The sequence below is a fragment of the Martinezella tropici genome (assembly GCF_003287875.1).
Taxonomy (GTDB): domain Bacteria; phylum Pseudomonadota; class Alphaproteobacteria; order Rhizobiales; family Rhizobiaceae; genus Rhizobium; species Rhizobium tropici_C.
In genome coordinates, this window is record NZ_QMKK01000054.1 from 852,525 (window position 1) to 873,588 (window position 21,064).

Annotated in this window: 19 protein-coding genes; 7 read left to right on the forward strand and 12 right to left on the reverse strand. The window is 60.7% G+C overall.

The window, feature by feature from the left end:
* Positions 1-15 precede the first annotated feature (15 nt).
* The 3 genes from DQ393_RS29220 (at position 16) to DQ393_RS29230 (ending at position 4,058) form a co-directional block, all read left to right on the forward strand.
* The gene (locus DQ393_RS29220; RefSeq protein WP_112345151.1) at positions 16-1,074 is read left to right on the forward strand and encodes an ABC transporter ATP-binding protein; all 1,059 of its coding nucleotides are present in this window, start codon (positions 16-18) and stop codon (positions 1,072-1,074) included.
* Positions 1,071-2,024: a sugar kinase gene (locus tag DQ393_RS29225; RefSeq protein WP_112345152.1), complete on the forward strand. Its 954-nt coding sequence runs from the start codon at positions 1,071-1,073 to the stop codon at positions 2,022-2,024. The genes DQ393_RS29220 and DQ393_RS29225 overlap by 4 nt, the downstream gene beginning before the upstream one ends.
* A 312-nt stretch (positions 2,025-2,336) precedes the next feature.
* On the forward strand, positions 2,337-4,058 hold the full coding sequence (locus DQ393_RS29230) for an ABC transporter ATP-binding protein (RefSeq protein ID WP_112345231.1): 1,722 nt from the start codon (positions 2,337-2,339) through the stop codon (positions 4,056-4,058).
* Positions 4,059-4,113: 55 nt separating this feature from the next.
* Here the strand turns inward: DQ393_RS29230 and DQ393_RS29235 are convergent, their stop codons facing one another.
* The 7 genes from DQ393_RS29235 to DQ393_RS29265 form a co-directional block, all read right to left on the reverse strand.
* A complete protein-coding gene (locus DQ393_RS29235; protein ID WP_112345153.1) occupies positions 4,114-5,412 on the reverse strand; it encodes an LLM class flavin-dependent oxidoreductase in 1,299 nt (432 codons plus the stop codon).
* A gap of 32 nt (positions 5,413-5,444) precedes the next feature.
* The gene (locus DQ393_RS29240; protein WP_112345154.1) at positions 5,445-6,785 is read right to left on the reverse strand and encodes an MmgE/PrpD family protein; all 1,341 of its coding nucleotides are present in this window, start codon (positions 6,783-6,785) and stop codon (positions 5,445-5,447) included.
* A 2-nt stretch (positions 6,786-6,787) separates the two neighbouring features.
* Positions 6,788-7,576, reverse strand: coding sequence for an amino acid ABC transporter ATP-binding protein (locus DQ393_RS29245; protein WP_112345155.1), 789 nt, complete (start codon positions 7,574-7,576; stop codon positions 6,788-6,790).
* A gap of 10 nt (positions 7,577-7,586) precedes the next feature.
* On the reverse strand, positions 7,587-8,360 hold the full coding sequence (locus tag DQ393_RS29250; protein ID WP_112345156.1) for an amino acid ABC transporter permease: 774 nt from the start codon (positions 8,358-8,360) through the stop codon (positions 7,587-7,589).
* Positions 8,357-9,106: an amino acid ABC transporter permease gene (locus DQ393_RS29255; RefSeq protein WP_112345157.1), complete on the reverse strand. Its 750-nt coding sequence runs from the start codon at positions 9,104-9,106 to the stop codon at positions 8,357-8,359. Before DQ393_RS29255 ends, DQ393_RS29250 begins: the two co-directional genes overlap by 4 nt.
* Positions 9,107-9,135: 29 nt before the next feature.
* Entirely contained in the window at positions 9,136-9,972 is an 837-nt protein-coding gene (locus DQ393_RS29260; protein ID WP_112345158.1) for a transporter substrate-binding domain-containing protein, read from the reverse strand.
* 166 nt (positions 9,973-10,138) lie between these two features.
* Positions 10,139-11,551, reverse strand: a complete 1,413-nt coding sequence (locus DQ393_RS29265) for a helix-turn-helix domain-containing protein (protein WP_112345159.1) — start codon at positions 11,549-11,551, stop codon at positions 10,139-10,141.
* Between the two features lie 206 nt (positions 11,552-11,757).
* Between DQ393_RS29265 and aceA the strand changes: the two genes are divergently transcribed.
* Both aceA and DQ393_RS29275 read left to right on the forward strand, forming a co-directional pair.
* Positions 11,758-13,047 carry an isocitrate lyase gene (aceA, locus tag DQ393_RS29270; protein ID WP_112345160.1) on the forward strand — a complete coding sequence of 430 codons (1,290 nt, stop codon included), beginning with the start codon at positions 11,758-11,760 and terminating at the stop codon, positions 13,045-13,047.
* 26 nt (positions 13,048-13,073) lie between these two features.
* Positions 13,074-13,319, forward strand: coding sequence for an SMc00767 family acetate metabolism repressor (locus tag DQ393_RS29275; protein ID WP_112345161.1), 246 nt, complete (start codon positions 13,074-13,076; stop codon positions 13,317-13,319).
* Positions 13,320-13,387: 68 nt separating this feature from the next.
* Here the strand turns inward: DQ393_RS29275 and DQ393_RS29280 are convergent, their stop codons facing one another.
* Both DQ393_RS29280 and DQ393_RS29285 read right to left on the reverse strand, forming a co-directional pair.
* A complete protein-coding gene (locus tag DQ393_RS29280; RefSeq protein WP_112345162.1) occupies positions 13,388-14,350 on the reverse strand; it encodes an asparaginase domain-containing protein in 963 nt (320 codons plus the stop codon).
* Complete coding sequence (locus DQ393_RS29285) at positions 14,347-15,798, reverse strand: amino acid permease (RefSeq protein WP_112345163.1); 1,452 nt, start codon at positions 15,796-15,798, stop codon at positions 14,347-14,349. Before DQ393_RS29285 ends, DQ393_RS29280 begins: the two co-directional genes overlap by 4 nt.
* Before the next feature lie 275 nt (positions 15,799-16,073).
* Between DQ393_RS29285 and aspA the strand changes: the two genes are divergently transcribed.
* Complete coding sequence (gene aspA / locus DQ393_RS29290; protein ID WP_112345164.1) at positions 16,074-17,501, forward strand: aspartate ammonia-lyase; 1,428 nt, start codon at positions 16,074-16,076, stop codon at positions 17,499-17,501.
* Here aspA and DQ393_RS29295 read toward each other — a convergent pair.
* Complete coding sequence (locus DQ393_RS29295) at positions 17,473-18,186, reverse strand: FadR/GntR family transcriptional regulator (RefSeq protein WP_112345165.1); 714 nt, start codon at positions 18,184-18,186, stop codon at positions 17,473-17,475. The two genes, aspA and DQ393_RS29295, sit on opposite strands and share 29 nt — an antisense overlap.
* Positions 18,187-18,410: 224 nt before the next feature.
* On the opposite strand from DQ393_RS29295, the gene DQ393_RS29300 reads away from it, so the two are divergent.
* The gene (locus tag DQ393_RS29300; RefSeq protein ID WP_112345166.1) at positions 18,411-19,592 is read left to right on the forward strand and encodes an MFS transporter; all 1,182 of its coding nucleotides are present in this window, start codon (positions 18,411-18,413) and stop codon (positions 19,590-19,592) included.
* A gap of 211 nt (positions 19,593-19,803) precedes the next feature.
* On the opposite strand, the gene DQ393_RS33935 is transcribed toward DQ393_RS29300, so the two are convergent.
* The gene (locus tag DQ393_RS33935; protein ID WP_245430480.1) at positions 19,804-20,187 is read right to left on the reverse strand and encodes a hypothetical protein; all 384 of its coding nucleotides are present in this window, start codon (positions 20,185-20,187) and stop codon (positions 19,804-19,806) included.
* 447 nt (positions 20,188-20,634) lie between these two features.
* A complete protein-coding gene (locus tag DQ393_RS29310; protein ID WP_112345167.1) occupies positions 20,635-21,048 on the reverse strand; it encodes a DUF596 domain-containing protein in 414 nt (137 codons plus the stop codon).
* Between the last annotated feature and the right edge of the window lie 16 nt (positions 21,049-21,064).

Consider the following 21,064-nt stretch of genomic DNA (forward strand, 5'->3'; position numbering starts at 1 on the left):
GACAGGAACACATTCATGGCACCCGTCAACATACAGAATATCCAGAAGCGCTATGGCCAGGTGAAGGTCATTCTCGACATCAGCGTCGACATCGCCGATGGCGAGTTCGTCGTCCTTGTCGGTCCCTCCGGCTGCGGCAAGTCCACGCTGCTGCGGATGATCGCAGGCCTCGAGGAAGTCAGCGATGGCGAAATCCACATCGGCCGCCGCGAAGTCAGCCATCTTCCGGCACGCGACCGCGACATTGCCATGGTGTTCCAGAATTACGCGCTCTATCCGCATATGACGGTCGCCGAAAACATGGGCTTCGCGCTGAAGCTGAAGAAGGCAAACCCGGCGGAAGTCGCCGCCAAGGTGCAGAAGGCTGCCGCCATCCTCGGCCTGGAGAACCTGCTGGAGCGCCTGCCGCGCCAGCTTTCCGGCGGCCAGCGCCAACGCGTTGCCATGGGGCGTGCGCTGGTGCGCGATCCGCAGGTCTTCCTGTTCGACGAGCCGCTCTCCAATCTCGACGCAAAGCTGCGTGTGCAGATGCGCGGCGAGATCAAATCCATGCATCAGCGCATCGGCACGACGACGATCTATGTGACGCATGATCAGGTCGAGGCGATGACCATGGCCGACAAGATCGTCGTGCTTCACGGCGGCATCATCGAACAGGTCGGCGCACCGCTCGATCTCTACGACCGCCCGGCAAACCTGTTCGTCGCCGGCTTTATCGGTTCGCCCTCGATGAACTTCATCGACGGCAGGATCGAAGAAGGCGTCTTCCGCAGCGACAAGGGCCTCATCCTGCCGCTGCCGGAGGGTTTCTCCACTGCCGAGCATGGCGGGCGCGCGCTCGTCTACGGCATTCGGCCCGAGCATATCCGCGCGGCAACCGGTGGCTTATCGGCCCGAGTCGGCATCGTCGAGGGCACGGGTTCGGAGATCTATGCCAAGCTCGACTGCGGCGGCGAAGACATCTCCTGCCTGTTCCGCGAGCGGCTGAACATCCGCTTCGGCGACAAGATCGAAATCGGGATCGACCCGGCCAGCATCCATCTGTTCGACAAGGCGAGCGGAAAGCGGCTTTGAGCGCCCCATCGATCTTCGATCCGCCGCCCGGCCAACCCAGGCATGTCCTGTGCGTCGGCGCTGCCGTTCTCGATACGCTTTTTCGCGTCCGTACCCTTCCGGGAGGTCAGGGGAAGGTATTGCCTTACGAGATGCTGCAGATCGCCGAAGGCATGGCGTCGAGCGCTGCCTATGCCGTCGTGCGGCTCGGCGGCAGGGCGAGCCTGTGGGGCGCTGTCGGCCTGGACGAGACCGGCGATCGGATCGTTCGCGATCTCAAAGGCGACGGCATCGATATGGATGGCATGCTGCGCGTGGGCGGCGCCCGTTCTGCCGTCTCGACGATCCTGGTGGACGATAACGGCGAAAGGCTGATCGTTCCTTTCTACGATCCGAAACTGCACCATACCATCAAGAAATTCATGCCAGCCGATATCGCCGCCTTCGATGCCGTGCTTGTCGATGTTCGCTGGCCGGCGCTGGCTCTTCGGGTTTTGGAGGCGGCGCGCGCCATGGGCAAGCCGGCCATTCTTGACGGCGACGTCGCGCCCGACGGCATCATCGAGCAGCTGGCGCCGGAGGCAACACACATCATCTTTTCCGAACCGGCCGCCGAACGCCTGACAGGAAGCAACGATGTTTCCGTGATGACTCAGCGGCTGAAACAACGGTTCGATCATGCCTTCATCTGCGTGACGGCGGGTGCCGCCGGCAGTCACTGGTTCGACGATGGCGCCGGCAAGGTCCAGCACTGTCCGACCATATCCATCAAGGCTGTCGATACGCTTGCCGCCGGCGATATCTTCCACGGCGCCTTCGCTCTTGCCGTTGCAGAGGGAATGGCGGCGGAAGAAGCTATCCGCTTCTCCTCGGTCGCTGCGGCGATCAAATGCGAGTTCTTCGGAGGTCGTGCCGGTGCGCCGAAACGTATCGATGTGATCAGGCGTTCTGAACGGCTTCAAGGATTCTGACGGTATTGAAGCTGCCATCGGAACTCGTCGCGAATTTATATCTCACCATTGGCATCACCTGACAGCCATAATCCGTCCATTGCGGGCATTGTTTCCCTTCGCGCGGCAAGCCAAATGCCACGACCGTCCCCCGCCGTTTATAGGGGTGACACGCCTGCATGCGTCGACTATAAAAATCGCGCGACTCAAGCAGGAGGATCGCCAGATGAGAAATTTCGGCACCAATTGACGCTGAACGGCGATGCCGAATTCGGGCTGCCGCTCAGTCCGTTCTTGTCTCCCCTATCCTCTTCAGTGCCCATGGAGGCATTCATGCTTCGTCGCTTCTTTTCCTATTATGCCCGCTACAAGCAGCTGTTCTTCCTGGATTTCGGCTGCGCCGTGCTTGCCGGCCTGCTGGAACTCGGCTTTCCGCTGGCGGTCAAGCTTTTCGTCGATGAACTGCTTCCGAGCCGCGACTGGGGTCTGATCTTTGCGACAGCGGCGCTGCTGCTTGTCGTCTATGCGACGAGCACCGGCCTGTCGGCGATTGTCAATTATTGGGGCCATGCGCTCGGCATCTCGATCGAGTCCGATATGCGCCGCCAGGCATTCGATCATATCCAGAAGCTTTCCTTCCGCTATTTCGACAATAACCGGACGGGTCATCTGATCACGCACGTCACCAAGGATCTCGAGGAGGTGGGCGAGATTGCCCACCACGGTCCCGAGGACCTGTTCATCGCGATCATGACCTTCATCGGCGCCTTCCTGCTGATGTTCAGCGTCCATTGGAAGCTCGCGCTGCTGACAACGACCATCGTGCCCTTTATGACCTGGCTGGTCAGCCGTTACGGCTCGAAGATGACGGTGAATTCGCGCAGCCTGTTCGGCAAAGTCGGCAACTTCAATAGCCGCATGCAGGAGACGGTCGGCGGCATCCGGGTCGTCAAGGCGTTTGCCAATGAGCGATATGAAAGCCAGCTCTTTGCCCGCGACAATGAGGATTACAAGGCAACCAAACTCGACGGCTACGCCTATATGACGGCAAGCATCGCGCTCAGCTATTTCAGCACGCGCCTGGTTCAGCTCGTCGTCATGATGGCGGGAACCTGGTTCGTCATCTCAGGAGAGCTGAGCTACGGCGGCTTCGTCAGCTTCCTGCTGCTCATCAACGTCTTCTTCCGCCCGATCGACAAGATTACCTCGGTCATCGAGACCTATCCCAAGGGCATAGCGGGCTTCAAACGTTTCCTGTCGCTGATCGATACGGAACCCGATCTTGCCGACAGGCCGGATGCGATTGTGGTCGATCATCTGAGAGGCAATATCGCTTACAAGAATGTCGGCTTCGGCTATTCCGATCAGGCTGTGATCTTCAAGGATCTCTCCCTGACGATTGCCGCTGGCGAGACCGTGGCCTTTGTCGGCGCCTCCGGCACCGGCAAGACGACGATCTGCTCGCTGCTGCCACGCTTCTACGATGTCACGGCCGGCAGCATCGCGATCGACGGCATCGATATTCGCGACATGACCCAGGCTTCGCTGCGCAGCCAGATCGGCATCGTACAGCAGGACGTCTTCCTGTTCGGCTCGACCATTCGCGAGAACATCGCGTATGGAAAGCTCGGCGCCACCGACGAAGACATCATGAAGGCGTTGCAACGCGCTTCGCTTGACGAATTCGTCGGCTCCCTGCCCGCCGGGCTCGATACGCCGACGGGCGAGCGCGGTGTCAAGCTTTCCGGAGGGCAAAAGCAGCGCCTTGCGATTGCCCGCATCTTCCTGAAAGATCCGCCGATCCTTATTCTCGATGAGGCTACCTCGGCGCTCGATACCGCGACCGAATATGCGATCCAGCAGGCGCTGCTGGAACTTGCGAAGGGACGCACGACGCTGGTCGTCGCCCATCGGTTGTCGACGATCCGAAATGCGGACCGCATCATCGTCATGGGCGATAACGGCATTGTCGAAGAGGGATCACATGACGAACTACTTGCCCGCCATGGCGCCTATGCGCGGCTGCACAATGCGCAGTTCGGCCTTTACGCCTGATCCATCCTTATGGACGCCTGAAAAAGAGAGCCGAGACTGATGGCCTCGGCCTTCGTCAAGCCCAGGCCGGCCGCGCTATGCCCAAATGATCGCGCAGCGTCGTGCCCTCGTAATCCCGACGGAAGAGACCTCTCTCCTGCAGGATCGGCACGACATCGTTGGCAAAATCCTCAAGGCCGCCGGGGAAGAAGGGCGGCATGACGTTGAAACCGTCTGCGGCGCCGTTTTCAAACCATTGCTGCATGCGATCGGCGATTTCCTCGGCCGTTCCGAGCACGATGTGATGGCCGCGGCCGGCAGCGACGCGCAGGGCGAGCTCACGGATCGTCAGTTTTTCGCGACGGGCGAGTTCGGTCAGCAGCTCGGCGCGGCTGCGCAGCTGGTCGGAAATCGGCAGATCGGGCAGCGCGCCATCAAGATCATACCCTGCGAGGCTATGGCCGAGACGCTCTTCCAGAAGCGGCATGGCGCTCTTGATGTCGGTCCAGCGGTTCAAGACATCCAGCTTTTCGCGCGCCTCGGCAGCCGTTCTGCCGATGACGGGTAGGAAGCCAGGCATGACGGCGACATCGTCGGGGCTGCGCCCGAAGCCGGCGATCTTGCCCTTCAGGCTCCTGTAAAAGGCTTGCGCCTCGTCGAGGCTCTGCTGCGCAGTAAAGACGATATCGGCGGTGCGGGCGGCAAGATCCTGGCCCGGCCCGGATGAGCCGGCCTGGATGAGCACGGGGTGTCCCTGCGGTGAGCGCGGGATATTAAGGGGGCCCTTGACCGAATAATATTTGCCGTTGTGGTCGAGCACGCGCACCTTTGCGGGATCGGCATAGACGCCGCTCTCCTTATCCTTGGGGAAGGCATCGTCGGCCCAGCTGTCCCACAGGCCGCGCACCACATCGACGAACTCCTCCGCCACGGCATAGCGCTCGTCATGCTCCGGATGGCTTTTGGAGAAGTTGGCGGCCGTACGGGCATAGGAGGTGGTGACGATGTTCCAGGCCGCGCGGCCATGGCTCAGATGATCGATCGAGGCAAAGGCCCGGGCGAGATGATAGGGCTCGCCATAGGTGGTCGATGCCGTCGCGGCAAGGCCGATCTTCTCGGTCACCATTGCGAGCGAGGCAAGCAACGTCAGCGGCTCGAAACGGGCAATCATCGAGGGATGCGCATCGACACCGCTCGTCAGGCCGTCCGCCAGGAACAGCATGTCGAACTTCGCAGCCTCGGCGATCCGGGCGACACGGCGCAGCAAGTCGAAATTCTCGCTGCCGGCTTCCGCCTCAGGATGACGCCAGCCGGAGACGTGATGGCCGGCACCTTGCAGGAAAAGGCCGAGATGGATCTTGCGGGTCTTGCTCATGGGTGCATGCCTTGCGTTTCTTGGAAACTGGATCAGTTCAAACTGTTGGATAGAAGCTGGACGAGACGATGAAGGTCGTCCTCGCCGCGCATGGTTCTCACCAGATCGGGAACGGCCGACACGGCCGGATGGTTTCCGGTCGCGTCGCGGAATTTTTCCGTGGGATCGCTGAGGCCGGGCAAGCCCTTGAACTCGCGCGTCAGATGGCTTCCGTCCTTGAGCGTTACCTCGGCAATGACGAAACGCGTTTTCGGATCGTTCGAAAGGCGTGGCGCCGTCTCGTCATGACGGCGGCGAACGCGCCGGCCGATCGCCATCAGATCCTCCCTCACCGGCGTCTCGCCGAAATGGCCGATCTTCAGAGCACCGTCGACCAGGGCGGTTGCGAACACATATTCGGCGCTGAAGCGCGCATCGATACCGGTCGTCGGATCGGTCACGACCAGCGCTGCATCGCCTCCCGGCGGGAAGGTGATGATGACGGACTCGACCTGCTCTGCGTTCAATCCCTCTTCATGAAGCTGAAGACCGATCATCGCCACCGGATGGCTCGCCGTGCAGCACGGAAAAGCCTTGAGTGTCAGGCCGGGCGTCACGATCTGCCAAGGCGCGCCCCACCCCTCGATGGCTGCCCGCGGCCGCTCCTCGCCAAAGGCGAAGGCCGAATAGAAGCCGATCGGATTGTCGAGAAAATCCCTGGCGCCACCGAAGCCTGCCTTGGCGAGCTTGGCCGACAGCAGGCCTGAGCGCGCTGCCATGCCGGCGTGATAAGGCTTGGCATCATGGCCGAACTGCAGGCGCAAACCGCTCGAATGCGTGGCAGCCAGCCCCAGTGCCGTGGCGGTCTCGGCGACCGAATAGCCAAGCACATGGGCGACGGCTGCGGCAGCACCGAGCGTGCCGAGCGTTGCCGTTGCGTGAAAGCCGTTCTCGTAATGGCGCATGCCGAGCGAGAGACCGAGGCGTGCCATGGCTTCCAGCCCGACGATGTAGCCGGCAATCAGACGGTCCGCCGATATCGGTGTCTCCGATGCCAGCGCCAGCAGAACGGGAACAATGACCGTCGTCGGGTGCCCGCGTACGCTCGCATGCACGTCGTCATAGTCGAGCACATGGCCGGCATGGGCATTGACCAGGGCCGCAGTCAGCGCATCGGTACGCCGCCCGTGCCCAATAATGACGGCGTTCCCCGGGCCTGCCGGCAGCTGTTCCAGCAGGATGCGTGTCGTGCGGTCGGCAGCGCCACCGAAGGCGCAGGCCAGCCAATCGACGATCGCCGTGCGGGCTGCGGCAACGGCCGTCTCATCTCGCAGCGGATCGGCCGATGCGATGGCTTCGGCAAAGCCTGTCGTGAGCGGGAAGGCCTTTTCCATCGTCAAATTCCCTCACCATCCTCGAGCGAAGCCCGCGCACCGGCAAGGCCGTTGACGAAACGGCGGATGCGCGCATTTGTCGATGTCTGGAAGATAGCTTCGGGCGGCCCCTGGTCAACGATGCGGCCGTTTTCAGTGAAGACCACGACATCGCTGATCTCTTCGGCAAAGCGCATCTCATGCGTGACCAGAATACTCGTCATACCTTCCTTGACGAGATCGCGAATGACGGCAAGCACCTCGCCGACGGTCTCCGGATCCAGGGCCGAGGTCACTTCGTCAAAAAGGACGAGATCCGGCCGCATCGCAAGTGCCCGGGCAATGGCCACGCGCTGCTGCTGGCCACCGGAAAGCTGCCCGGGATAGACGTTCGCCTTCTCGGACAGGCGTACCCGTGCCAGGAGATCCCGGGCGTGGCGTTCGGCATCGGCCTTGTTGACGCCGAGGATTCGCGTCGGGGCGATCGTGATATTGTCGAGCACGGTCAGGTGCGGAAAGAGATTATATTGCTGGAAGACGATGCCGATCTTCTGCCTGAGCTTGATGCGTTCGGCCTCGCTGCGCATCTGGTCGACGCGCACGCCATTGACCGCTACGCGGCCCGTCTGCGGCGCGACCAGCGCGTTGATGCAGCGCAGGATTGTCGACTTGCCGGATCCGGACGGACCGATGATCGAAACCGTCTGTCCGCGGGCGACTGTTAGGTCAATCCCCTTCAGGACCTCGGTCGGTCCATAGGCGAGATGCACATTGGCCAGTTCGACGATCGGATTGGTCTGAGCGTGGCTCATGCCGGCTCCTCTAGGCTTTCAGGCGGCGTTCAAGGCGCCGCGTCAGGCTGGAAATGGGATAGCAAAGCGCAAAGAACGCCGCCATGACGACGATATAGGCAAGCACGGTGAAATCCAGCCGGCGGACGGCCGTGCTGGCGTCGGTCGCCGCATGCAGCAGCTCATGCACGCCGACCAGGGAGGCAAGCGCCGTTCCCATGGTGATCGAGGCAAAGAGGTTCATCCAGGGCGGCAGCGAACGCCGCGCGCATTGCGGCAGGATGATCCAGCGCAATGCCTGAGACCGGGAGAAGCCGAGGCCCTTGGCCGCCTCCCACTGCGTGGTCGGGATCGACTGGATGGCGCCACGCGTGATCTCAGCGACATAGGCGCTGGCAGGAATGGCAAGCCCGATCACGGCCTTCACCCAATCGGGAAACGGCAGGTAATGGCCGAAGACTACAATCTCGAAAGGAAAGATATAGGTCGTTGCAAAGATCAGCACCAGATGGGGCGCATTGCGGAAGATCTGGACATAAAGGCCGACTGGATAGCGTACGATCTTCAGCGGCGCCAGCTCCAGAATGCCAAGCAAGACACCGATCAGCGTCCCTCCCGCCATCGCAAGCAGGCTGATGAGGATGTTCATCAGGAAGCCGCTACCGAGATAGGGCAGCCATTCGATGAGCACATGAAGCAGCGACAGATCCGCCAGCAGCCAGATAACGGCGATCGCAACGAGCGCTCCAACCAGCCAGAGCAGCCAGTTGCTCGAAGGCGCAGATGACAGCTTTGCCACACTCATGCGCCCACTCCGAAGCCAGGCACGGCGAGGCGCTTTTCGATCCAATGCCCGATCTTGGCGAGGGCAAGATTGATGGCGCTGAAGAACAGCAGAATGACGATCATCAGTTCGACGACATTGTCGCGCTGCGTCCATACCATGATCGAGGCATAGGTGATTTCGCTCACGGCAATCGCATTGCCGACGGTGGTCAGCTTGACCAGATTGATCATATTGTTGACGATCGCCGGCAGCGACGCCCGGAAAGCGAGCGGTATCGCCACGAAGCGAAGGATCTGCAGGCGCGTGAAGCCGATGGCACGCGCCGCTTCCACCGTCTGTTCCGGCACGGCCTCGATACCGGCGCGAAGCGCATCGGCATGCAGTGCTGCAACATGCAGGCCGACCACGGCAACCACCCAGAAGAACGGTGTCAAAGGATTGTTCTGCGCGCCACCCAGCCCATTGGAGACGAGTGTGTTCAACACGAGGAAGCTGAACATCAGCTGCACGAGTGTCGGCGTATTGCGGGTCACTTCAATGAAAGCTCTGACCGGCGCGGCCAGAGCCTTGTTCCCCGAGGTCAACATGGCCGCAAACAGCAGGCCGAACAACAGGCTGACCGGAATGAGGAGCACGATGAGATAAAGCGTGGTGATGAAACCACCACGCCAGATCTGCGCCTCATAACCGCTGGCCAGGAATTCATAATGAAGCCCGAGCCTGCCGGTCCAGTCTATGAAGGTCTGAAGAAGCGAACTTCCCATGCAAACCGCTCCTCAAGCGACCGATAAGGTCACTTGCCCTCGAACTTCTTGTGCTCTTCCTCAAGATAGGTCGTGTTGAGCAGGCGGTTTGCCTTGGCATAGTCCAGAAGCTTGCCGTTGGCATGCAGTTCCTGGATGGCCTTGTCGAGTGCGGCGCGCGTATCGCTTTCGCCCTTGCGCAGCCAGATCACCGAATCCGAGGGAACGAGTTCGGTCGGAAACAAGATCTTGTAGTCCTTCCATTCCTCCGGCCGATCCTGAAGCAGCAGGCCGACCGTCGCCCCGACATGGACGGCCGCAACGCAATTGCCGCCCTGCAGCGCCAGCAGCGATTCCGGCTGGCTCGGCAGCCCCTTCACTTCTGCGCCATATTGCTCCATCAGCGGCTGCGTATAGTTCGACCCTTGAGAAACGCAGACAGGCTTACCCTTGAGGTCGCTCCAGTCGTTGAGGCCGCTATCCTTGCGGCCGACGGCAGCGCCGCCGCTGCGGTCATAGGGCGTCGGCACATAATCGAGGATCTTGGCGCGCTCTTCCGTGTACTGCATGTTGGCGATCAGGATGTCGACCTTGCCCTGCTGCAGGAACTGCACACGGTTCGGCGGCGTCACGGTCACCGTTTCCAGCTTGACGCCGAGCTTTTCGGCAAGCGCCTTGGCAATGTCGATGTTGTAGCCCTTCTGTTCCTGGCTTGCCGGATCGATATAGCCGAAAGGCGCGCCGGAGAGGATGACGCCGACGGTCAACGCGCCACGACCCTTGATGCGATCGAGCGTCGCATCGGCATGTGCAATCGTGGTGAACAGCGCGCCGCAGGAAAGCGCAGCGGCAAAAATGGCGGCAGATGTTCGCTTGGCAAAATTCATGGATCTGGGACTCCTTATCTGCGCGGAACGTAGAGAGGGCACGCGCAGCGCGCGAGGAATGAGATCCTATTTATCGGGATATCGGCGCAACAATTATCCATATAAACGATAGATTTTAATATATCTAATTTGCCGTTCCCTGTGCGCAGCGGTAAATTCAATGCGTTTACTGGAAGTCGAATACACTCAGACCCGTCGCCATTTCGTCAAGACCGAGCGGGCGCGTCACCGGCGGCTCTGCTCTCGCCAGGCAGCCCTGACGTTCGCACAGGCGACAGGCCGGACCGATAGCGACGGGCATCGAGCCAAGCGCCTTGCCGTAGATCACCTCGTCGCGATGGGCGATATCGCAGCCGATGAGGAGCGCGGTGCGGCGCGTCCTTTCTCCGAAGTCGGCCCGCGGCCCCTCGATCGTCCGCGATATGGTGAGAAATCCGCCGCCATCCGGCATCTGCGTGTCGACCACCAATATCTGCCCGGGCTGGGCAAAAGCGGCATGGACATTGAGCTTGGGACAGCCACCGCCGAAGCGCGCCTGCGGAAAGCCTTGGGCGCCGGCTTTGCGCAGGCGATGGCCGGCACTATCGACCTCCATCAGGAAAAACGGGATAGCCGATGCCGCCGGGCGCTGCAGGCTGGTGAGCCGCGTCGCGGCCTGCTCGTAGGACACGCCGAAGCGAGCACCAAGGCCATCGATATCATAATGCAGACGCTGCGCTGCCGAAAGATAGGCGCCGTAGGGCATCAGCAGGGCGTGGGAGGCGTAGCGCGCCAGCTCGAAGCGGCCAATACGCTTGGCTTCCGGCGTCGAGAGCGCAAGCGCCTCCAGTTCGGTGGCAATCTCCTCGCGCATGACCAACAGCGAGACCTCGGTCGCAATCTCGCGAAGCTGATCGAAGGGCGACAATCGCTCGGACAGGAAAAGCCGCATGGAGTGCCGGTCGTAGCGTCGGCGCAGACCGGGCATGGCATGCACCGGCAGCAGGCGCACGGCAATGCCATGTTCGCTCTTCAACCACGCCTTCAATCCGCCTGCCACATCGTCACCGGACGAGAGGCGCTCATGGAATGTCTCTGCGGCATCTTCGATGCGGGCGAAAAAATTCGGCCGCGCTTGCAGACGGTCGTGAACCTCATCCAGCGGCAGGCGCGGACCGGCGACATCGGCAACCCGGCCCTCGCGGGACAGAAGCTCGGCAAGATCGGACAGCCTTGCGGCCTGCTCGCGATAGGCGCGATAAAGCCGGATCATGCCGTTTGCCGCATTGGGCGCGGCTTCGGCGAGCTCGATCAGCTCCTGCTCGCCCGGAATTTCACCCGCAAGCAGCGGGTCGGCAAAGACTTCGCGCAGCTGCCCTGCACTGCCGGCCTCTCCGCCCTGCAGTTCGTCGAGATCGACCTTGTAGACCGCCGAGAGCTTCAACAGCAGCTGCACGGTCAGCGGCCGCTGATTGCGCTCGATGAGATTGAGGTAGGACGGCGAGATATCGAGAGCCTGCGCCATCGTCGTCTGTGTCAGGCCGAGGCCCATTCGGACGCGACGAACCCTGGGGCCAGCGAAGATCTTGCGTTCAACCATATGTCAAACCCTTTACAAACTTTCCTTCAGTGGAATTTTACAGGTTTTACAATTTTACTGGGAGGTGATGTCAACGATAGCACATCATAACCTTTTTCACTACCGGGATTTTCTGGTTTTCCTAGCTCTGCGAGCGCCACTATTGTAAAAATAGTCATGCAATCGAGATCGATCGGAGGATCGAGAGAAGGTATCGGGAGAATAGCATGACAGATTTTTACAAACTGGTTCCAAGCGCACCTGCCGGGCGTTTCGATGGCATCGACCGCCCCTATCAGGCCGCTGATGTAGAGCGGCTGCGTGGATCGATCACCATCCGCCATTCACTCGCCGAAATGGGCGCGAACCGTCTCTGGCAGCTCATTCACGAGGAAGATTTCGTCAATGCGCTCGGCGCGCTCTCGGGCAATCAGGCCATGCAGATGGTTCGCGCTGGCCTGAAGGCGATCTATCTCTCCGGATGGCAGGTCGCAGCCGACGCCAATACGGCGTCTGCCATGTATCCAGATCAGTCGCTTTATCCCGCCAATGCCGGTCCGGAGCTGGCGAAGCGCATCAACCGCACGCTGCAAAGGGCCGACCAGATCGAGACGGCCGAAGGCAAAGGGCTTTCCGTCGACACCTGGTTCGCACCGATCGTTGCCGATGCCGAAGCGGGCTTCGGAGGTCCGCTGAACGCCTTCGAGATCATGAAAGCCTATATCGAGGCGGGTGCCGCAGGCGTCCACTTCGAGGACCAGCTGGCATCGGAGAAGAAATGCGGCCATCTCGGCGGCAAGGTTCTTATTCCGACGGCGGCCCATATCCGCAATCTCAACGCGGCACGGCTTGCCGCCGACGTCATGGGTGTACCGACCCTCGTCGTCGCCCGCACCGATGCCGAGGCCGCCAAGCTTCTGACATCCGATATCGACGAGCGCGACCGGCCCTTCGTCGATTACGACGCCGGCCGCACGGTCGAAGGCTTCTATCAGGTCAAGAACGGCATCGCGCCCTGCATCGCCCGCGCCGTCGCCTATGCACCGCATTGCGATCTGATCTGGTGCGAGACGTCAAAGCCGGATCTCGAGCAGGCGCGTAAATTTGCCGAGGGCGTGCATCGGGTCCATCCCGGCAAGCTGCTCGCCTATAATTGCTCGCCATCCTTCAACTGGAAGAAGAACCTGGACGACGCGACGATCGCCAAATTCCAGCGCGAGCTGGGTGCGATGGGCTACAAGTTTCAGTTCATCACGCTTGCCGGCTTCCACCAGCTGAATTTCGGCATGTTCGAGCTCGCCCGCGGCTACAAGGCTCGCCAGATGGCCGCCTATTCCGAACTGCAGCAGGCGGAGTTCGCCGCGGAAGCCAATGGCTACACCGCCACCAAGCATCAGCGCGAAGTGGGCACAGGCTATTTCGATGCCGTTTCGCTGGCGATCACCGGCGGACAGTCATCCACCACGGCCATGCACGGATCGACCGAGCACGCCCAGTTCAAGCCGGCAGCAGAGTGATATCAAGATCATAGGAGGAGAATGACATGGCATCGATAGCACGTGTTCGCGAGAGAGCCGAGGAACAATCTCTCACCATGAATGCAGATCAGCAGGCAGTCATCCGCATGTTGGCGAACGAGCTGCATCGCCTCAATCAGGCCGTCATGAATGCGGTCGAGGCCGGTGTTTCCGTCGAGCTTGTCCGCTCGGCCCGCCACCATGGCGGCAACGGCAACTGGGGCGATCTCTTGATCCCCGTCGTCGTCGCCAATGCCGCGCACCAGGCCTGACGATCATACTTCCAGCCAGACTTCGGGCCGCTGTCATCCGCCAGTCGGCCCGTTCTCATGGCTGGCGATCAGAGCGTCGCGTCGTCTGCAAAGTCGGCAAAAGCCTGCCTGATAAGCTCGGCCCTGGCGCGGGAGGCAACGAGGGCCGCCAGCAGAATTCTAGCCTGCCCCGGCCGCAACGTCGGGGAATGAACAGCACCGGCCTCGGCGAGATCGTGCCCGCCGCCGCCGCCGCCATAGCTTGAGACCAGCAACCCATCCGGCACCCGGCTGGAGACCACGACGGGCACCCCGACATCGGCACAACGCCTGACGGCTTCAACCAGACGCGGATTGGCATTACCCGAGCCGAGTGCCGCAAGAACGATGCCGTGTGCGCCGGCTCGGAGACTCGCATCCACATGCACGGAATCACACCCGGGATAGATTGCCACCACATCGACGCGCACACTGTCGAGCGCTGCCGCAAGGCGCATGCTTGGTGGATTTTCGCGTGGCCGCGATTGCCGGAAAGCGTCGGCGACATCCGACGAATATTTATAAAGCCCCCAAGCCGGCAGCAGGCGGCCGCCGAAGCAGACGAGCACACCGCGCTCGGCACCGACCGGATCGGTAGCGGCGGCAACGGCAGCGGCAAGGTTCGCAGGGCCGTCGGCGTTCGGATGATCCGCCGTAAATTGCGCACCCGTGAACACGATCGGCTTATTCAGGCCGTGCTGCAGATGGACGAGCAGCGCCGTCTCTTCCATCGCGTCCGTACCATGCAGAACGACGATGCCGTTGATGACATCATCCGCAAGCAATTCGCCGACCTTGTCGCTGATCTCCTGCATGTCGGCAAGCGTCAGGCTCGCTGAATCCTTCGCCATCAGCTCGATGGGCCTGAGATCGACGGGCATGTCAGGCAAAAGTGCCAGCAGGCTTTCCCCCGTCAAAGATGGCGAGCTGGCGCCGTTGTCGGCACGCTCGCTTGCGATGGTACCGCCGGTGGCAACCACGGCCACCAGCGGATTGATCCTTCCTGCCGTCACGACCGGCCTCGCTCGACCGCCAGCCTATGGATGCGGTCGCGCAGCAGATACCAGCCGACGACCAGGGCCGGCGCAATCAGGACGAGCGAGGCGATCGTCCAGGTGCCGACAGGATAGTCGAGCGCCATCAGCACCAGCACAGCAAAGAGGAAGACGAGCGTCAGGATACCGGTATAGGGCGCGCCGAACATGCGGAAATCCGGGCGGGCCATCTCGCCGCGCTTCGACAGCTTCCAGAGTTTCAATTGGCACAGCACGATGACGCCCCAGGCGGAGATGATGCCGAGCGCCGAGAGATTGAGCGCAATCTCGAAGGCGGCCGACGGCACGACGGCGTTCAGCGCCACGCCGATGACGGTCACCACTGCCGTCACCGCTATGCCGCCATAGGGCACGCCGGCCTTGTTCATCTTGGCAAGCGCGGCCGGCGCCGAGCCCGAAACCGCCATCGAATGCAGGATGCGGCCGGTGGAATAAAGGCCGGCATTGAGCGAGGACAGCACGGCCGTCAGCACGACGAGGTTCATGATGACATCGGCGCCCTGGATGCCGATCGTCCCGAAGAAGGTGACGAAGGGGCTCTCGCCAGCCTTATAGGCCGTATAGGGCAGCAGCAGCGACAGAAGCAGCACCGAGCCGACATAGAAGATCAGCAGGCGCGCAACCACCGTGCGGATCGCGCCCGGCATGACCTTGCGCGGATCTTCGGTCTCGCCGGCCGTCGTGCCGATGAGTTCGATCGACGCATAGGCAAAGACCACGCCCTGAATAATGACGAAGGCGGGCAGGATGCCATTCGGAAAGAAGCCGCCGCTGTCGCTGATGATGCTGAAACCAGCCGTATGGCCGGCAATCGGCGTGCCCGAGACGACGAAATAGATGCCGATGACGAGGAAGCTGGCCAGTGCCAGAACCTTGACCAGGCTGAACCAGAATTCGAGCTCGCCGAAGACCTTCACCGACAGCAGGTTCATGACCAGCACGACCATCAGGGCAATCAGCGCGAAGACCCACTGATCGATGCCGGCAAGCCATGGAACATAATGCTTGAAGAAATTCATGTAGAGAGCGACGGCCGTCACATCGGCAACCGAGGTCATCGCCCAGTTCAGCCAGTACATCCAGCCGACGGTGAAGGCCATCTTCTCGCCGTAGAACTCACGGGCGTAAGAAACGAAGGAGCCGGAACTCGGACGATGCATGATCAATTCGCCGAGTGCGCGCAGCACCAGAAAGGCAAAGAAGCCGCAGAGCGCATAGACGAAGATCAGCGCCGGACCGGCTGCGGCAAGCCGCCCACCGGCACCAAGGAAGAGACCGGTGCCGATCGCGCCGCCAATGGCGATCATCTGGATCTGGCGCGGCTTCAAGGCCTTGTGGTAGCCAAGATCTTCATTGGCTGGCGGCTGACGATCCGCCGGCACATTCTGGATGGTTTCGACTGACATTGCTCCTCCCTTGAGCCGTTTGTCCGTGGACGGATCCGGGGTGCTCGTTTGCACCCGACAGGATGCCCTTTCGCTTCACTCGCCGTCGATCGAAACTGATGATCGCCGGTCATGCTGTAATGCTGTATGACAGATTTTTCCTCTTAGACATAGAAATTGCCTAAGGTCAACCCGGCACCAGGCTTATTGACGCGGTTCGGCACAATCGATAACAAGTTTCAAATCTGTCATACAGCTTGACAGATATAGCTTGATTTCGACCATAGGAGGATAATGTGGTCAAGACGCGAAGCGAATATGACCTGCTGGGCGAAAAGGATATTCCGGCGGATGTCTATTGGGGGGTGCACACTGCAAGAGCGGTTGAGAACTTCCAGGTCACGGGCACGCCGATCGGGCGCTACACGCACCTCATCCGCGGCCTTGCCTTCGTCAAGGAAGCGGCGGCCCTTGCCAATCACGAGCTTGGCCTGCTCAGCAAGGAGAGGCTCGATGCCATCGTGCGCGCCTGCCGCGAAATCCGTGCAGGCGAGCTTCATGACCAATTCGTCGTCGATGTCATCCAGGGAGGTGCCGGCACCTCGACCAACATGAACGCCAACGAAGTCATCGCCAATCGCGCGCTCGAACTGCTCGGCCATGCCAAGGGCGATTATGGCCATCTTCATCCGAACGATCACGTCAATCTCAGCCAGTCCACCAACGATGCCTATCCGACCGCCGTCAACGTCGCTGTCATCGAAGCCATCGATGGTCTGGCTGCGGCAATGGAAGCGTTGCAGGATGCCTTCGAGCGCAAGGCCAAGGAATTCGACAGCATTTTGAAGGTCGGCCGCACACAGCTGCAGGACGCCGTGCCTATGACGCTCGGACAGGAGTTCAGGACCTTCGCCGTCATGCTCGGTGAAGACAGAGCCCGTCTGCTCGAATCGGCAACCCTCCTACATGAGGTCAATCTCGGCGCCACCGCCATCGGCACCGGCCTCAATGCGCCCGCCGGCTATGCAGCCCTTGCCTGCGCTCATCTCGCCCGGCTGACGGGCCGCCCGCTCGTGACTGCCAGCGACCTCATCGAGGCAACCCAGGATCCCGGCGCCTTCGTCCATCTTTCCGGCGTACTGAAGCGCGTTGCGGTCAAGCTGTCGAAGACGTGCAACGATTTGCGACTTCTATCGTCCGGGCCACGGGCCGGCATCGGCGAGATCACACTGCCGGCGATGCAAGCCGGTTCCAGTATCATGCCCGGCAAGGTCAATCCGGTGATCCCGGAAATGGTCAACCAGGTGGCCTTCTCCGCCATCGGCAACGACATCACCGTGACCATGGCGGCAGAGGCCGGCCAGCTGCAGCTCAATGCCTTCGAACCAATTATGGTACGTGCGCTGTCGGAGAGCATCATGCATCTGACCGCCGCCTGCCATATCCTTGCCGAACGCTGTGTCGACGGCATTACCGCCAATCCGGCCCTGATGGCGCAGCGCCTGCAGGAATCGATCGGCCTTGCCACCGCGCTGAACCCGCTGATCGGCTATCAGGCAGCGACCAAGGTTGCCCGCGAGGCCCTGGCGACAGGACGCACCGTGCCGGAAATCGTGCTGGATCATGGATATCTGACCGCAGAAGAGCTCTTCGAGGCGCTGCGGCCGGAGCGGCTCGCCAATCTGCCGGCCGCCGTCAACGGTGCGGCTGATCCTCGCCGATGATCGTGGTCACCACGCGCTTGACCTGACCGAGATGGGCCTCCATCGCCGCGATAGCCCCCTCTTCCGATCCCGCCGCAATCGCCTCGACGATGCGGCGGTGCTCGACATTCGAGGCCGCGCGGCGCTGCGCCATCATATTGACGAGCTCCGATTGCCGCATCAGCGCATCGCGGGCGTCGGAAACGATCTTGGAAAAGACTGCATTTCCGGAGGATTCGGCCACCATCGAGTGGAATTCCGAATCCAGATTGACCCACTTCAGGGGCTCTTCTTCCCGGTCCATCTCATCACAAAGTTCAAGCAGCCGTGCCAGCTGCTGCCCTGTGCGCCGCAGCGCCGCCCAGCCGGCGGCCGGGACCTCGATGAAGGGGCGCGCCTCGATCAGATCACGTGCGGAATAGCCGCCGTAGCGTAGCTCCGGGCCGGGCGCGGATGTCAGGACATAGGTGCCGCTGCCGGTGCGGGTCTGGGTAAGGCCGAGCGTCTGCAGCGAGCGGAGCGCTTCGCGGACGATGGGACGGCTGACGCCATAGCGGGCGGCAAGCTGCGCCTCGGCGGGCAGCCGTGTCCCGACCGCCAACCGTCCCGATGTAATTGCCGAACGAATATCCTCAAACACTGCCTCGGCAGCGTTTTTCCGACTGATCGGACTTGTATAAGATAACCAATCAGCCACCTCACTCATGGCGACAAGCCTTTACAAACATTGTCGGTTTGTCAAGGATCGAACCCTGAGATGGCGCATGTCGACGGCCGAAAACTGCTCGGGAAAACGTATTTTGCGGAATGAATGCAACCGGTTCAAGCGCCTCGTTCCCTTGCACCCGCCCTCGACGATGATATCTCACACTTGATGTGCTCTCGGCGGTGATTTAAAGAAATCCTTATGCCTTTATATGGGAGCTGGATTTGCCCTTACCCCTCTTCGCTTTGTTTCTGGCTGCGTTTGCATTCGGCACGACCGAGTTCGTCATCGCAGGCATTCTCCCGGATGTGGCTCAAGGGTTGGATGTCTCGATCCCGTTTGCCGGCTCTCTGGTTTCCGGCTACGCATTGGGTATTGCAATCGGCGGCCCCCTCCTGACCATGGCAACCCGGCAGGTCTCGCGTCGGACCATTCTGATCGCCCTTACGATCGCCTTCTGCCTGGGGCAGATCGCCTGCGCGCTCGCGCCTGACTTCGCCACCATGCTCCTTTTCCGCGTTGCGACCGCCGTCGCGCATGGCGCCTATTTCGGGATTGCGATGGTGGTTGCCGTCGGCCTTGTCCCGCAGGCGTTCCGAGGACGTGCCGTGGCGGTCATCCTTGCAGGCCTGACGGTTTCGAACATTATCGGCGTCCCCGTCGGTGCAGCGATCGGCGGACTTTGGGGATGGCGGACGACTTTTTGGGCCATGACCTCGGTCGGCGTGCTCGCATTGGCCGCGATCTGGGCCTTGATCCCACCAACGAAAGCCGAACTCCAGCCATCCGGCCATTTGAGCCGCGAAGTGCGCGTTCTTGGCCGCCAGCAGGTTTGGACATCCCTTATCATCATGCTCGCGCTGATGATCGGGCAAATGGTGCCGTTCACCTACATAACGCCTCTTTTGCGGGAGGTGACGGGCCTCGATGCCATGCTGATTCCCTGGGTACTCCTGCTCAATGGCGTCGGAGCGACATTGGGGGTCTTGTTGGGCGGCCGGCTCTCGGACTGGAAGCTGATGCCGTCGCTGATCGTCATGCTCGCCATTCAGGCCGCGATATTGGTCCTCCTTTACCTCGTCAGCCCCTATCCCTTGCTGATGACCGTGACGATCTTCATTTGGGGTGCGCTCAATTTCGCGATCGGTGCTCCGATTCAGGCCCGCATTCTAATGTGGACGGCTGACGCGCCGAGCCTCGCCTCGTCGCTCATCCCCTCGGGATTCAACATCGGCATCGCGATCGCAGCAAGCATCGGGGCCGCTCTGCTTGAGGGTGGATTTGGCTATCGCAGCCTGCCGGTGCTGGGTGCCATCGCACTTGCCTTGGCCTGCGGGGTTGCCATCCTTTCGGCAGCGCACGAAAAGCGCATCGGTGCTCTCCCCCCACATGCGGCTCTCTCGTGATTTTGCACGGCAGGCGGATCTGACGAAATGCCGCCGAACCGGTGACCGCCCGTCGCGTGCTTTGGAGGCAGATCGGCTCTGCGAGTGAGCAGTAAGGCCGCTGTTTCGAGAGACTGCTCCCGGCAAGGAAAATAATCTCTCTTCCAACCCTTCGACCGCCGCGGCCGCCAAAAAGGGTGGCCGCTGGCAATCGCCAGATTGACTGCTACCCTCACGGACCGAATTTCGTGAAACTTATCGAAGGATAGACTTCCGGCATGGCGCTCTTCATAAGGTCACGTTCGGCAGGCGTGGCTTCCGACCCCACCACACGTGGGTGGCTGCGCGTTCCTTCAAGCCGGATATATCCGGCGTCAACAATCTTCCCCTCGCCAATCGTGATGGCACCATCACCCCCAAACGGGCGGACATAGCTGAATGTTCTGCCGAAAAGTCCATCCTGGTCACCTCCCGCCTCGATGGTGACATTTCCATAGCTGCAATTTGCGTAGGTTATGACATAGCGACCAGGGGCGACGGGCACGAACCATCGTGCATATTTTTGCGCAGTCGCGGAGAACAACTGGCCGAGCACCAGTTTGTTTGGGTTTTGCAAGCGATACGCAACCGCGGAACCGATAGATACAGGCGGCTCCGTCTCGTCTGGCTTCCTGCATTGACCCTGCGCAGAGTGATGTAACCGCTGCAATCCACATCACCCAACAGCGGCGAATCCACCATTCGAACAAGAAGGAGCGAGCCCTTCTTGTTCTTATTTGCCAAAATCTGGGCCGACCCTTCATGTTGCTGGGCAGCGAGCTTGGCTGGGTCTGGGGTCCCGGCGCAACCGGCTAAAAGGCCAATAGTGCACCAAACGGCAACAGTCCTTAAACGCATCCTTGGGTTCTGTCTCAACTGGAGTATACCTTGCAGCCCTTGCCAGTCCTCGACCGACGATTGAGCTGAATAACGAATGACAATAATTCGGCAATCAGTCCCGCCAACGATGACCCAACACTGAACTTTCATCCAATGGTGACTGGGGCGCTGGTTCTGGATGGAGTCAGGTCCACTCCTCAGAGCCGTCATCTCTTATCCATACAACACCAGCAGGACACTCTTCACGAAAGAACCATAAGCTTTCTTCAGCAATTTTTGCATCCTCTGCCATTTGATCGAAATCTTCGATCTGCCCCGGCAGGGATGAGCTAGCCGCAGCACTTCCGAACACCATTTCGCGGCGGTCAACAGGTAAAGCTTGCTCCAAAAGTGAAATTTGCTCAATCACAGAGCTTTCGAGTAACGCTCCCCTCTTCGAAAGCTTTATCCTACCGTGTGCGAGAAGTTCTTCAACTATACCCAAAAAAACCTTACGAGCTTCGGAGAAGTTTTTATACTCATCACGAATAAACATCCACAGGCCATTAAAAGCCCAGAATTCCGATAATTCGACAATTTCTTCCCATTGCTTCTTCATCGTTCGATAGTCTCTC